The sequence below is a fragment of the Streptomyces sp. NPDC008125 genome (genome assembly GCF_042957125.1).
Classification (GTDB): Bacteria; Actinomycetota; Actinomycetes; order Streptomycetales; family Streptomycetaceae; genus Streptomyces.
Genome location: NZ_JBIBHR010000002.1, coordinates 15,844 through 29,783, shown reverse-complemented (window position 1 = coordinate 29,783; position 13,940 = coordinate 15,844). Strand labels below are relative to the sequence as shown.

At 71.2% G+C, this 13,940-nt stretch carries 9 protein-coding genes; 4 read left to right on the top strand and 5 right to left on the bottom strand.

The window, feature by feature from the left end; translation table 11 throughout:
- Positions 1–453: 453 nt before the first annotated feature.
- Positions 454–2,985 (top strand): AAA family ATPase, encoded by a 2,532-nt coding sequence (locus ACFZAX_RS02835; RefSeq protein WP_390958465.1) that lies wholly within the window; start codon positions 454–456, stop codon positions 2,983–2,985.
- Positions 2,986–3,094: 109 nt separating this feature from the next.
- Here ACFZAX_RS02835 and ACFZAX_RS02830 read toward each other — a convergent pair whose 3' ends face one another.
- Together ACFZAX_RS02830 and ACFZAX_RS02825 are read right to left on the bottom strand one after the other, a co-directional pair.
- Positions 3,095–6,418 (bottom strand): NACHT domain-containing protein, encoded by a 3,324-nt coding sequence (locus ACFZAX_RS02830; RefSeq protein ID WP_390958463.1) that lies wholly within the window; start codon positions 6,416–6,418, stop codon positions 3,095–3,097.
- 26 nt (positions 6,419–6,444) lie between these two features.
- Positions 6,445–6,804 (bottom strand): trypco2 family protein, encoded by a 360-nt coding sequence (locus ACFZAX_RS02825; RefSeq protein WP_390958461.1) that lies wholly within the window; start codon positions 6,802–6,804, stop codon positions 6,445–6,447.
- Between the two features lie 478 nt (positions 6,805–7,282).
- On the opposite strand from ACFZAX_RS02825, the gene ACFZAX_RS02820 reads away from it, so the two are divergent.
- A complete protein-coding gene (locus ACFZAX_RS02820; RefSeq protein WP_390958459.1) occupies positions 7,283–7,990 on the top strand; it encodes a peptidoglycan DD-metalloendopeptidase family protein in 708 nt (235 codons plus the stop codon).
- Positions 7,991–8,114: 124 nt separating this feature from the next.
- Here ACFZAX_RS02820 and ACFZAX_RS02815 read toward each other — a convergent pair whose 3' ends face one another.
- Positions 8,115–9,020, bottom strand: coding sequence for an A/G-specific adenine glycosylase (locus ACFZAX_RS02815; RefSeq protein ID WP_390958457.1), 906 nt, complete (start codon positions 9,018–9,020; stop codon positions 8,115–8,117).
- Positions 9,021–9,282: 262 nt separating this feature from the next.
- On the opposite strand from ACFZAX_RS02815, the gene ACFZAX_RS02810 reads away from it, so the two are divergent.
- Positions 9,283–10,125, top strand: coding sequence for a hypothetical protein (locus ACFZAX_RS02810; protein ID WP_390958455.1), 843 nt, complete (start codon positions 9,283–9,285; stop codon positions 10,123–10,125).
- A gap of 74 nt (positions 10,126–10,199) precedes the next feature.
- Here the strand turns inward: ACFZAX_RS02810 and disA are convergent, their stop codons facing one another.
- Entirely contained in the window at positions 10,200–11,324 is a 1,125-nt protein-coding gene (disA, locus tag ACFZAX_RS02805) for a DNA integrity scanning diadenylate cyclase DisA (protein ID WP_390958453.1), read from the bottom strand.
- 80 nt (positions 11,325–11,404) lie between these two features.
- Positions 11,405–12,817: a DNA repair protein RadA gene (radA, locus tag ACFZAX_RS02800; protein WP_390958451.1), complete on the bottom strand. Its 1,413-nt coding sequence runs from the start codon at positions 12,815–12,817 to the stop codon at positions 11,405–11,407.
- Positions 12,818–12,900: 83 nt separating this feature from the next.
- On the opposite strand from radA, the gene ACFZAX_RS02795 reads away from it, so the two are divergent.
- Positions 12,901–13,734: a methyltransferase domain-containing protein gene (locus ACFZAX_RS02795; RefSeq protein ID WP_390958449.1), complete on the top strand. Its 834-nt coding sequence runs from the start codon at positions 12,901–12,903 to the stop codon at positions 13,732–13,734.
- The last annotated feature ends 206 nt before the right edge of the window (positions 13,735–13,940 follow it).

Sequence of the window (13,940 nt, the reverse complement as noted above, 5' to 3'; positions counted from 1 at the left end):
TGCGAGGGTCTCCGGCCGGCGGCCTCGGGGCAAAGGCGGATGTCACGCGTCGTGTGCGGAACGCCACGAAGGGTTCCCGTCAAGGGCGCGCGAGGGAGCGTCCGGCGCCACGCGGTTGTTCGCCCGTAGCGGAGGGAACGGGCACGCGCCGCATGGACTGTCTGTAATTGCGGGTAAGACATCACTGGTGGGAGGGGGCGGCAGGAGGACCGGGGCGTCTCACGTTCGCCACCGGCGTAGTGGTGACAGGGGTATCTGCCTGGCCTGCGGGAACATCGTCTCGCACCATCGGGTTGGAGCAGGTGTCGGCTGATCGGCAAGGTTTTCCCGCTGCGGCGGGGGTGATCCGGTCGGCAGTTGGAATGAGCGGTCCCCGCTTGCGGGACTAAGCTGCGGAAGGACAGGGAGGGGACCGACCCCTAACTGCCTGACCGCTCTGAGGAGCGATTAACGATGTTCGAGAGGTTCACCGACCGCGCGCGGCGGGTTGTCGTCCTGGCTCAGGAAGAAGCCCGGATGCTCAACCACAACTACATCGGCACCGAACACATTCTCCTGGGCCTTATCCACGAGGGTGAGGGTGTCGCCGCTAAGGCCCTGGAGAGCCTCGGGATTTCGCTCGAGGCGGTCCGCCAGCAGGTGGAGGAGATCATCGGTCAGGGCCAGCAGGCCCCGTCCGGCCACATCCCCTTCACGCCCCGAGCGAAGAAGGTCCTGGAGCTGTCGCTCCGCGAGGCCCTCCAGCTCGGCCACAACTACATCGGCACCGAGCACATCCTGCTCGGCCTGATCCGCGAGGGCGAAGGCGTCGCCGCGCAGGTCCTGGTGAAGCTGGGTGCCGACCTCAACCGGGTGCGCCAGCAGGTCATCCAGCTGCTCTCCGGTTACTCCACCAGCAAGGAGGCCGCCACCGCAGGCGGTCCCGCCGAGGGCACCCCCTCCACCTCCCTGGTGCTGGACCAGTTCGGCCGCAACCTCACCCAGGCCGCCCGCGAATCCAAGCTCGACCCGGTCATCGGGCGCGAGAAGGAGATCGAGCGGGTCATGCAGGTGCTGTCCCGCCGGACCAAGAACAACCCGGTCCTCATCGGCGAGCCCGGCGTCGGCAAGACGGCCGTCGTCGAGGGCCTGGCCCAGGCGATCGTCAAGGGCGAGGTGCCCGAGACCCTCAAGGACAAGCACCTCTACACCCTGGACCTCGGCGCCCTGGTCGCCGGCTCCCGGTACCGCGGTGACTTCGAGGAGCGCCTGAAGAAGGTCCTCAAGGAGATCCGCACCCGCGGCGACATCATCCTGTTCATCGACGAGCTCCACACCCTCGTGGGTGCGGGTGCCGCCGAGGGCGCGATCGACGCCGCGAGCATCCTGAAGCCGATGCTGGCCCGTGGTGAGCTCCAGACCATCGGTGCGACCACGCTCGACGAGTACCGCAAGCACCTGGAGAAGGACGCCGCTCTCGAGCGCCGTTTCCAGCCCATCCAGGTCGCGGAGCCGTCGCTGCCGCACACCATCGAGATCCTCAAGGGCCTGCGCGACCGCTACGAGGCCCACCACCGCGTCTCCATCACGGACGAGGCGCTGGTCCAGGCCGCCACCCTGGCCGACCGGTACATCTCGGACCGTTTCCTCCCGGACAAGGCGATCGACCTGATCGACGAGGCCGGCTCCCGGATGCGCATCCGCAGGATGACCGCGCCGCCGGACCTCCGCGAGTTCGACGAGAAGATCGCGGGCGTCCGCCGCGACAAGGAGTCGGCGATCGACTCCCAGGACTTCGAGAAGGCAGCTTCCCTCCGCGACAAGGAGAAGCAGCTGCTGGCCGCGAAGACCAAGCGCGAGAAGGAATGGAAGGCCGGCGACATGGACGTCGTCGCCGAGGTCGACGGCGAGCTCATCGCCGAGGTCCTGGCGACCGCCACCGGCATTCCGGTCTTCAAGCTGACGGAGGAGGAGTCCTCCCGTCTGCTGCGCATGGAGGACGAGCTCCACAAGCGCGTCATCGGCCAGAAGGACGCCATCAAGGCCCTTTCCCAGGCGATCCGCCGTACGCGGGCCGGCCTGAAGGACCCGAAGCGCCCCGGTGGCTCGTTCATCTTCGCCGGCCCGTCCGGTGTCGGTAAGACCGAGCTCTCCAAGACGCTCGCCGAATTCCTCTTCGGCGACGAGGACGCGCTGATCTCCCTCGACATGTCGGAGTTCAGCGAGAAGCACACGGTTTCCCGCCTGTTCGGTTCGCCCCCCGGCTACGTGGGCTACGAAGAGGGCGGCCAGCTCACCGAGAAGGTGCGCCGCAAGCCGTTCTCCGTCGTCCTCTTCGACGAGGTCGAGAAGGCCCACCCCGACATCTTCAATTCCCTGCTCCAGATTCTGGAAGACGGTCGCCTGACCGACTCCCAGGGCCGGGTCGTGGACTTCAAGAACACGGTCATCATCATGACGACCAACCTCGGGACCCGGGACATCTCGAAGGGCTTCAACCTGGGCTTCGCGGCCCAGGGCGACGTCAAGACGAACTACGACCGGATGAAGGTCAAGGTCAACGAAGAGCTCAAGCAGCACTTCCGGCCCGAGTTCCTGAACCGTGTCGACGACACCGTCGTCTTCCACCAGCTCAGCCAGGAAGACATCATCCAGATCGTCGACCTCATGGTCGCCAAGGTGGATGAGCGTCTCAAGGACCGTGACATGGGCATCGAGCTCAGCACGGACGCGAAGAACCTGCTCGCGAAGAAGGGTTACGACCCCGTGATGGGCGCCCGGCCGCTGCGCCGGACGATCCAGCGCGAGATCGAGGACATCCTCTCCGAGAAGATCCTCTTCGGCGAGCTGCGCCCCGGCCACATCGTGGTCGTCGGCACGGAGGGCGAAGGCGACGAGAAGAAGTTCACCTTCCGCGGCGAGGAGAAGTCGGCCCTGCCCGACGTCCCGCCGGTCGAGTCGGCCGCCGGTGGCGCCGGCCCGAACATGACGAAGGACGCGTCGTAGTTCCAGGCGTGAGTGTGTGAGTCAGTCGAGGGGCTGCCCCGGACCGGTTATCGGTCCGGGGCAGTTTCTGTGTGCGGGGCGAGCTTCTTCGTGCGCGGGGCGATCGGGGTCAGCGCGCTGTCACGGTCAGGCGGGCGTCTTCCAGACCCTCGGCCCCGACCAGTGAGCCGCCGTTCAGGAGTACCTCGATGTGCAGGGTCGGCCACCCGCGCAGCGGGCTCACATCGATCGTCGTACCCGCTCGACCGCGCAGGGTGAGCCGTCGCAGGTCCGGGAACAGGTCACGCAGCGGACGCAGATCGGCGCCGGAACCCGGGCCGACCATGAGGGAGAGTGCGGACAGCTGGGGCAGCGGCTCCTCGTGCCGCGGCCAGGGTCCGTCGAGGGCGTGCGTGAGGCTCACTGCCGTGACACGCGGGGCGGCCCGGAGCGCGGTCATGAGGGAAGCAGGTGAGGAGACCTTCCGCAGGCGCAGGAGCTGGAGCGAGGTCCACTCGCCCAGGTTGTCCAGTTCTACGGCGCCGGATGCGTCGAGGGCCAGCTCCCGCAGGCCAGGGAGGGGCGGAAGCTCGCTCAGGTGTCCGATGGCCGACGCCAGTTTCAGTTGCAGGTGGTGGAGCCATGGCACTTCCCTGAGGACCGTGAGCCGGTCCATCGGCACGTGGTCGTCGCGGAGAATCAGTCGCCGCAGGGCGGGCCAGTCCTTGAGGGGCGCGAGATCGGTGACGCCGGGGCACCCGTCGACAGCGAGCCGCCGCAGGTGTTCGCTGTCGTGGAGCACCGAAAGGTCGGTGAGCAGCGGGTTGCGCAGATGGGTCAGGGACTCGGGGCGGATGTGCCGCAGCCCGTGCCGCAGGTCGCCTTCCTCGAACGGGCCGTCGAGGGTGAGGACGAGGGCCCGCCCGGCGGGACCCAGGTGAGGCAGGGCCAGCAGCTCGGCACGGCTGCCGATGGACAGATGGGCTCCGTCGAGGTTCCCCCCGGCCAGGACGTCCCGGGCGAATTCCTCGGTGGGGAAGTTCGGCCACTCGGTGGACAGTTCCGCCGCCGACGCGGGGGAGGCCGCGACCCATGCGCGGGCGTACGCGAGAGCCTCCCGTCCGCCGACCGCCCCGAGCAGCCAGACGGTGAACCGCCCGTCGCCGGGATCGGCCGGGAGAGCGGACGGATCCGGCAGATGGGCCAAGGCATCCGCGCCGAGAGATCCGAGCAGGTCCGCCATCTCCAGTGAGCTCGGCGGGAAGAGTTCGGTGAGCGCCGCGCGTATCCGCTCCCGCGTCCCGTCGTCCAGCCACGTCGCCTGCTGGGCACAGAGGGCGGCCAGTACGCGCACCGCTGCCACGCCGTAGGCACCGAGCGCGTCCTCGTCGTACGACTGCGCCTGGTCCAGCAGCCCGTTGACCAGTGCGGAGAGCTGGCTCCGTCCGCAGTGTCCGGACGCCAGCGCGATCACGTCCGCCCACGACTCGTCGTGGGCGACCCGCAGCAGTTCGTTGATCTGGTCCGACTCGACGAATTCGGCTGCCGCCAGGTAGTCCTGGAAGGTGCGGTGGGCGAATTGGTAGCTGTCGTCCGCCCGTTCCTGGAGAAGACCGCTGCGGTTGAGCAGGTGGGTGAGGATCGCGTCCGTCGTTCCTTGTTTCCGCACCCGTTCCATGCCCGCCAGCGCCCGGTCCAGCTGGCGCAGGGCCTGGTCCCGGGAGAACTCCGTCTGGCCTTCGCGCACCAGCCAGATCGCGATCCGCTGGAGGAGCAGCATCTGCTCCTCCACCTCCATGGTGATGCCCTCGGGGTCCGTGATGCCCCGCCGCTGGTCGCGGTTGCCCAGGAGCATGCCGAGAGCGGACCGGTAGAGCTTCCAGCGGGTATTCGGCAGGAAGCCCTCTTGGCGCCGGTGCAGGGCGCAGATCACGGCGCAGAGCAGGGGAGTGCGGGCCAGGTCACTCAGCGTGCGGTTGCCGCGGAACTGGCGGGCCAGGTCCCGTTCCAGTTCGTGCAGCCGCCCGTGGTCGTCGTCGTCCAGTCGGGCCGCCTTGTGCCAGGCGGCCACGAAGGCCTGGATGTCTTCGTCGCGCAGTGGCAGCAGCCGCAGTTCCTCGAAGCCCTCGGCGGCCAGCCAGTCGGGTTCGACGGCGAGCGGGCGGACGGTGGCCACGCAGCGGGTCTGCGGATAGCGGGCGAGAAGGCGGGTGAGCCAGGTGTATGCCTCCTCCCGCTCTCCGGGGGGCACCTCGTCCAGCCCGTCGACCAGAAGGAGGCCACGGCCGGATTCCAGCACCCGCCCGGCCCAGCCGTCCGGAGCTGTGTCCACGGCCAGCCGGGCGGCTTCCGGGAGACCTGCGGGGGCGGGCAGCCGCTCTTCGCGTGCCCGGAGCGTGCGCAGCGGGACGACGAAGGGAATGAGGCGGTTGAGGGCCGCCAGCCGGGGCGGCAGTGTTCCGGCGACGGAATGGGCGGCCAGCCACCACAGCAACGTCGTCTTTCCGGCCCCCGCGTCTCCCCGGAGCAGTACCCGGGGGCGGTCGGTCAGCAGATCGTCGATGCGGCGGGGAGTGGGATCAGTACCGCGTCCACGAGGCACTCGGACTCTGCCGGCCTCCCTGCCTGTCCACCGCCCGCCCGTCTCGGCTTCCAGGCTCAGATACGCGGTGTCCAGGTCCCACTCGGAGTCGCGACGGCCCAGTTCGTCCAGCCCGAAGATCCTGGTGCGGCGGTAGGCCGCGCCGAGGGCGTCCGCGTACTCCTCCTCGTACCGGATGTCGGCCGGGTAGGTGCCGTGAACCTGTTCCGTGCGGGGCTCTGACGCGGTGGTCTGCTCGTACGCCTGGCGGAAGCCCGCCGACTCCAGCACGGGGCGCAGCGAGACGCACTCCACCCGTCGTCCGTCGCGGCGGGGCGGTATCCGGCGGGCGAGGCCGAGGAGGACCGCCCCGGCGAAGACCGGACCGCCGGAGAGGCCGCTCAGCAGGGTTTCGCCGTCCTCGTCCGCGACCGGGGGCGGGCTGTCCAGGTCGCAGGCCAGGAGGTTGCGGAGGAGCCCTGCCAGAGGCACCACGGTGGCGGTGTACTGGTCGGCCTCCAGATGGCGCCCGGAGCCGTATCGCTGGATCTCGGGGAAGCCGGTGATCTCGCAGCCGGGGAGTGCCTGGGCCGAGGCGAGCACACCGAGGCGCACCGGCGGGACGGGTGGCAGCGGGCCGTCGGCCAGCAGGAGCGCCGCGTCCTGCTCGGCGTCCACCCAGAGAACGCGGCAGGTCACGGGTACGGGCAGGTCCGGGTGCGCGACCGACGCGCTCGCCTCGCCCCCCAGCACGTGCGCGCAGGTCAGCACCAGCCGGTCCGTGAGGAGCACCCCGCTGCCCTGGCGGGCGGACTGGACGACGACGGTGCGGTCCGTGGGGCGTACGGGGCGTGGACGACGCACGTGCCGCATACGCGGGACCGGAGGAAGCACCCCGCTCATGCGCCGTCGCGTCCCCGTCCGAAGTGGGCGGTGCTGCCGCCCGGGGCGTCGTTGCCGATCTCCAGGGGGCCGGAGCCGTCGGCCTTGCGGGGGCTCAGGGTGAAGGCGACCTTGTGCGTGATGCCGGTGGTGCGGGAGGCGTCGGCGCCTGCCTCCACCACCCAGGCCTTGACCTTGCCGCCCGCCTTGGCCTCCTTGCGGAGCTCCAGGGTGAACTCCATCTGGATGTCGCCCACGCCGAAGACGACGGGGCGGCCGGTGGCGCGGGCCGCGGCCTCGATGAGCTGGTCGCGGACCGATTCGACGGCGTCGGCCAGCTCGATCCGGTCCACGGGGTGGTTCTCGTCGGTACTCATGGCAGCCCCCGGTCCGGTACCGCCTGCCCGGCGGCGGGATGACGTGGCGTGCCGAAGGTCCCAAAGCGGACATCCCTTGGTCCCAGCGGCGGTGACAAGGCGCACAGGCCATTTCGAGCCTACTAGGTGGGCTCGTAGCGGTGCCCGGGATCGCCGGAAGGTCTTTGGTCCCGGAGGCGGTCGGGACCTTGGGAAGTCGAAACGATCTGCCGTGATTCTGGGGTTGTATCCGATTCCGACCGGCTTCACCTGGTGTTCAGCGGTTCGCGACGGGAGGTTTCCGGGGCCCGCGCGGCTTCTCCGGCGGGACGTCCCGCCCCCGATTCCCGGTGTCCGGTCTACGGCTTTTCCTCGTAGATGGGGTACTTGAGCATCGTTCCAGGGCGGGTTACCAATGTGGAGCAAGCCCGGACAAACGCTCGGGTTTCACCCTCGGACAGAACGACCGGGGGCCCCCATCTTCGGAGGACCTACTCGTATGTCGAAGCGCGTTACGACCCCCACCCGCCCGTCCACCTCTCGTGTCCGCGGCGCTGTCCTGGCCGCCGGTCTGGGAGCGTCGATGGTCCTGGGTGCTGGCGCGGCGTTCGCCTCCGGCACCACGGGCACCGTCGCCCTCACCAGTGCCACCACCGCCGACGCGGTCGCCAAGCAGGCGTCCGCCCAGACCAAGGCCGCTGTGGACGCCAAGAAGTCCGCCGCGGAGCAGGCCGACAACGCCAAGAAGGCCGCGGCCGCCAAGCAGGCCGCCGCGAAGAAGAACGCCGCCTCGTGGCAGGTCCCGGTGAAGCACTACACCCTGAGCGCCACCTACGGCACCGGCGGCGAACGCTGGGCCCACAAGCACTCCGGCCAGGACTTCGCGGTGCCGATCGGTACCGCCGTCCACGCCGCCCACGGCGGTACGGTCGTCAAGGCCGGCCCGAACGGTGGCGGCGACGGCCCGGCGTACGGCAACGCGATCGTGATCAAGCACGCCAACGGCAAGTACACGCAGTACGCGCACCTGTCGAAGATCGACGTCCGTATCGGCCAGACCGTGAAGACCGGCCAGCTGATCGGCCTCTCCGGCAACACCGGTAACTCCAGCGGCCCGCACCTGCACTTCGAGGTCCGGACCACGGCCAACTACGGCTCGGCGATCAACCCGGTCAACTACCTGCGGACCGTCCACGTGTCCGTCTGACCGACCGGTACCGCGCCCAGCGCTGAGCACGGCTGATCCACGAAGCCCCGGGACTGTTCCAGTCCCGGGGCTTCGCCGTACCCGGAGCGACCGGGCCCGGACGTATCCAGCGCCGCGGCAGCGGTCAGGTCAGCGGCAGCCGGTAGAGGCCGCTCGCCAGGGGCTCCACCAGTCCGTCGGCCACCAGGCCGTCCAGGGCCCGGGCCCGCTGCACCGGCTCGTCCCACACCGCGTCCAGGGCGGCCTGCGAGACCGGGGCGACGGAGTCGCGCAGCACCGCGAGGAGCCGTCCGCGCACCTGCCGGTCCGTACCGGCGTACGCCTGGCCCCGGCGGGCCGGGCCCTGGTGCGCGGGCTTCCCGGCGAGCAGCCAGGCGCACTGCGAGGCGATCGGGCAGCGCGAGCAGTCCTCGTTCTTCGCGGTGCAGACCAGCGCGCCGAGCTCCATCGTCGCCGCGGCCCAGGCCGCCGCCCGCTCGTCCTCCTCGGGGAGCAGCGCGCGGGCGAGCTTGCGCTCGGCGGCGGTGGTCGCGTTCGGCGGGTACTGGATGCCGGTGGCCGCCCGTGCGAACACCCGGCGGACGTTCGTGTCGAGCACCGCGTGCCGCTGTCCGTACGCGAACGAGGCGACCGCCGCCGCCGTGTACTCGCCGATCCCGGGCAGCGCCAGAAGCTGGGCGTGTTCACTGGGTACGTCGCCGCCATGGCGTTCCGTTATGGCCTGCGCCGCGCCGTGCAGGCGCAGCGCGCGGCGCGGGTAGCCGAGCCGGCCCCAGGCGCGGACCGCCTCGCCCGGCGCCTCGGCGGCCAGGTCGGCCGGGCGCGGCCAGCGGGCCAGCCACTGCTCGTACACCGGGACGACCCGGTTCACCGGGGTCTGCTGGAGCATGAACTCGCTCACCATCACGCCCCAGGCGCCCGCCTCGGGGCGGCGCCAGGGCAGATCGCGGGCGTGCTGCTCGAACCACCCGATGACGGGGGTGTGGAGGAGGGAAGCGGGGGGCGTGTGTGTCGAAGTCGTGGCAGTCATCGCACCTACGATCCTGGCACGGAAGGCCCGGCGACGGTCACGGGCACGGGGGTGTCGCCCCCGGCGAGAGCCTCTGGGCGAACAACGCCACCCGTTCTGTCCCCTCTGTGCCGGTCTTTCGCGGTTGCCCGGTGTGTGCGCCGCGCGGTACGCCCTCAGCACCTTCTCAACAGGCCCTCGCGGAATGATGATCCGTAAAAGTTGACGATCGGAGCGGCGGGTGGGGCGGGAGTTGGCCGCGATCTCTCGTACAGTTTGCGACGTGGGATCTCTGCGCAAACCGGTCGGCCCGCTTCCCTCCAGCATCTACTGGCGACGGAGGGTGGTAGCGGCGATTCTGGTTGCGCTCCTCGCCGCTCTGCTCGCCTGGGTCTTTCTGCCCGGCGCGGGCAGGAAGAGCCCGCCCGATGCCAAGCCCGGCAGCTCCGAGCCCGCGCAGTCGATCACCCCCGGCCCCTCCGACTCCGGGCCGGCGATCAGCCAACAGCCCGGTGGGCGGCACGAGTCGGGCGGTTCCGGCGAGACCGGTGGCGGTTCCGACGGGTCGTCCGACGGGTCGGCCGACGGGTCGAACGGTGACGGCGGCGATCCGGGCGCGAGCCCCCCGGCCGGCGCGGAAGCCTCCTCGGGCACGGCCGACGGCTCCACGGCTCCGACCGGCGGCACGGCGGGCGTTCAGGTCCCCGCGAGCTCCGCGCTCCCGGACTGCCGCCCCGCCGCCGTGCAGTTGAGCGTGCGCACCAAGGTGACGTACGACCCCGAGGAAACCCCGAAGTTCGAGCTGATCGCGAAGAACACGTCCACCGGCGACTGCAAGGCCGACCTCGGCCCGAAGGCCGTGGTGCTCACCGTCACCGACGCGAGCGGGGACGACGACGACCAGGTCTGGTCCTCGAAGGACTGCCCGACCGCGTCCGGCAGCCTCTTCTTCAAGGTCCCGGCCGGGCAGACGGTGATCCGCACGATCGACTGGAACCGCGCCAGGAGCGCCCCGCACTGTGCGACCCCGCAGACAGGGAAGGCCGCCCCGGGGACATACCTCCTGGAGGCCGAGGCTCCGGGAGAGCCGATCCAGCGCGCGTCCTTCGTCCTCGCCAAGGACTGACCCCGGCCGTCGGGGCCGTCACGCCGAGGCCCGGCCCGTAACGCCGAGCCGTGCGGGCCGGGCCCGCTCCGGGGTCAGACGTACCGTTCCAGGATCGAGGACTCGGCGAGCCGGGAGAGGCCTTCGCGGACGCTGCGCGCCCGCGCCTCGCCCACGCCGTCCACGGTCTGCAGGTCGTCCACGCTCGCCGCGAGCAGCTTCTGCAGTCCGCCGAAGTGCTCCACCAGCCGCTCCATGATCGCGCCGGGCAGCCGCGGCACCTTCGCCAGCAGCCGGAAACCGCGCGGCGAGACGGCCGAGTCCAGCGTCTCGGGCGAACCGCTGTACCCCAGCGACCGGGCCACCACGGCGGGTTCGAGGAGCTCGGGGTGGCTCAGCGCGTCCAGCTCGGTCAGTGCCTCGCCGACCGTGCGGGACCGCTTCGCCGTCGGCTCGGGGACGTAGTCGCGTACGACGAGCTCCCGCTCCGGCTCCACGCCCGCGATCAGCTCGTCCAACTGGAGCGCCAGCAGGCGTCCGTCGGTGCCGAGCTCGACCACGTACTCCGCGATCTCCGTGGCGATCCGGCGGACCATCTCCAGGCGCTGCGCGACGGCCGTCACGTCCCGGACCGTCACCAGGTCCTCGATCTCCAGCGCGGAGAGCGTGCCGGCGACCTCGTCGAGGCGGAGCTTGTACCGCTCCAGCGTGGCGAGGGCCTGGTTGGCGCGGGACAGGATCGCGGAGGACTCCTCCAGCACCCGCCGCTCGCCGTCGACGTACAGCGCGATCAGGCGCATCGACTGGGAGACCGAGACGACCGGGAAACCGCACGACTTGGAGACGCGGTCGGCCGTGCGGTGACGGGTGCCGGTCTCCTCGGTGGGGATCGAGGCGTCCGGGACGAGCTGGACGCCCGCCCGCAAGATCTTGGTGATGTCCTTGTCGAGGATGAGCGCTCCGTCGAGCTTGCACAGCTCGCGCAGACGGGTCGCGGCGAACTCGACGTTCATCACGAAACCGCCGGTGCACATCGACTCGACGGTCTTGTCCATGCCGAGGACGATCAGCCCGCCGGTGTTCCCCCGCAGGATGCGCTCCAGCCCGTCACGCAGGGCCGTTCCGGGCGCGACCGCGCTCAGCGAAGCGCGCATCAGCGCTTCGTTACCGGTGCCTTGGCCGGACTTTCCGGGCGATGATGCCCGGTCGTTGGCTGCCACTGCACTCCTCCGGTCACAGGTTTGCGGTGCCCTTGCGTCCCTCGTGCCGCGCGTGCGAGCGGGCGAGACCAGGGCAAAGTCTACCGGCGCGCGCCGTCCTCCTGTGGTGCCTCCGAACGAGACCGGCGCGGCAGCACCCTGAGAGCATCACCCATGTCGGCCACTTCTGTGACCTTCATACCGGCCGGGACCTTGCCCGGATCGCTCGGGACCAGGGCGTGCGTGAACCCGAGGCGGTGCGCCTCGGCCAGCCGGCGCTGCACGCCGGTGACCCTCCGCACCTCTCCGGCGAGACCCACCTCACCGATGGCGACCAGGTTCTTCGGGAGGGGGGTGTCGCTCGCCGCGCTCGCCAGCGCCAGCGCGATCGCCAGGTCCGCGGCGGGCTCGGTGAGCTTCACCCCGCCCACCGTCGCGCTGTAGATGTCCCGCTTGCCCAGCGCGCTGATCCGGCCCCGCTGCTCCAGCACCGCCAGCATCATCGAGACCCGCGAGGTCTCCAGACCCGAGGTGGTGCGGCGGGGCGACGGGATCTGCGAGTCGACCGTGAGCGCCTGCACCTCGGCGACCAGCGGCCGCTTGCCCTCCAGGGTGACGGTCAGGCAGGTGCCGGGCACCGGCTCGTCGCGCCGCGTCAGGAAGAGGCCCGACGGATCGGCGAGACCGGTGATCCCCTCGTCGTGCAGCTCGAAGCAGCCGACCTCGTCGGTCGCGCCGTAACGGTTCTTGACGCCCCGGACCAGCCGCAGCCGCGCGTGCCGGTCCCCCTCGAACGAGAGCACCACGTCGACCAGGTGCTCCAGCAACCGGGGCCCGGCGATGGCACCGTCCTTGGTGACGTGGCCCACCAGCAGGGTCGCCATGCCCCGGTCCTTGGAGGCGCGGATGAGCGCCCCGGCGACCTCGCGGACCTGCGCCATGCCGCCGGGCGCACCGTCGATCTCCGGCGACGCGACCGTCTGCACCGAGTCCAGCACCAGCAGGGAGGGCTTCACCGCGTCGAGGTGGCCGAGCACGGCCGAGAGATCGGTCTCCGCCGCGAGGTAGAGGTGGTCGTTGATCGCCTTGATGCGGTCGGCGCGCATCCGGACCTGACTCGCGGACTCCTCCGCCGTGACGTAGAGGGTGCGGTGCTCCTCGCTCGCGGCCTTCGCGGCCACGTCGAGCAGCAGGGTCGACTTGCCGACCCCCGGCTCCCCGGCCAGCAGCACCACGGCACCCGGGACGAGCCCGCCGCCCAGCACCCGGTCCAGCTCGCTCACACCGGTCGAGCGGGCCGTCGCCTGCCGGCTGTCCACCTGGCCGATGGGCAGCGCAGCGGTGGAGACCCGGCCGGCCGCGGTGGTGCGCACGGCGGGCGCGCCGCCGAACTCCTCGACGGTGCCCCAGGCCTGGCACTCCGGGCAGCGGCCGAGCCACTTGGCGGTCGTCCATCCGCACTCCGTGCAGCGGTAGGACGGACGGTCCTTCGTGGACTTCGTACGGGCAGCCATGCCGTCACCTTATGGCCCGGCCAGGACAATGGGGTTTCCGGAGGGCCGCGGGCGAGCGCGGACCCGTTGTGGGAGGGGACCGCATGACCAGCACCAGCACACCGTTCGACGAGGCCGAGCGCCTGAAGTGGGCGGGCCTGGCCGACGCCTACGCCGCGTCCTTCGCCCGGCTCTGCGCCCGTACCGTGCCCGACCTGCTGGACGCGGCGGGCGTGAGCGGGGGTGCCCGTGTGCTGGACGTGGGCACCGGCACCGGGGCGGTGGCCGTCGCGGCGTGCGCGCGGGGCGCGGTGGTCACGGCCGTGGACGCGGAACCGGACATGGTGAAGAGCGCCACCGAGGCGGCCCCGGCGGCCGACGTGCGCGTCGCGCTCCTGCCCGAGCTGCCCTTCGCCGACGGCGAGTTCGACGCGGTGGCCGCCAACTTCGTCCTCAACCACGTCGGGCGCCCCCGCAAGGCGCTCGCCGAACTGCGCCGGGTGACCCGCCCCGGCGGCCGGATAGCCGTCACCATCTGGGGTGCCGACGCCGGGGCGGGCCAGCGGCTGCTGGGCCGGGCGGTCGCCGCCGCCGGAGCCCTCCGCCCGCCGGAGGTGCCCCCGCTCGCCCCGGAGGAGGCGTTCGAGCAGACCCCCGAGGGTCTCGCCGCGCTGCTGGCGGGGGCCGGGCTGACCGACGTCTCCTGTACCGCCCTCGCCTGGGACCACCGGGCCACCGTCGAGGAGTGGTGGAGCGGGGCCGCGTCCGGAGTGGCGACGATCGGTCGCATCGTCACCGCCCAGACGCCCGCCACGGTGGCGGAGATCAAGCGCCACTACGAAGCGCTCAGCGCGGAGTTCGCGCTCCCGGGCGGCGAGGACGAGAAGCTGCTGGTGCTGCCGCACCGCGCGCTGCTGGCGTCCGGCCGGGTGGGGTAGGTGTCCGCCGGACGCCGCCCGGCTGTGCGTACGCCTCGTGGGCTCCGGGTGGGAGCCCACGGGGGCGCACGGGAGCGTGTGAGCCCGCGTGGGGCGGCGTGAGAGCTCCGGGAGCGCTGGGGGCGCACAACGGCGCACGTGTCGGAATGGGGAGTTCCTGTCCCCTTTCGAGCGATCGTTCACCCATAGGGGTTAAAAGTCCGGAA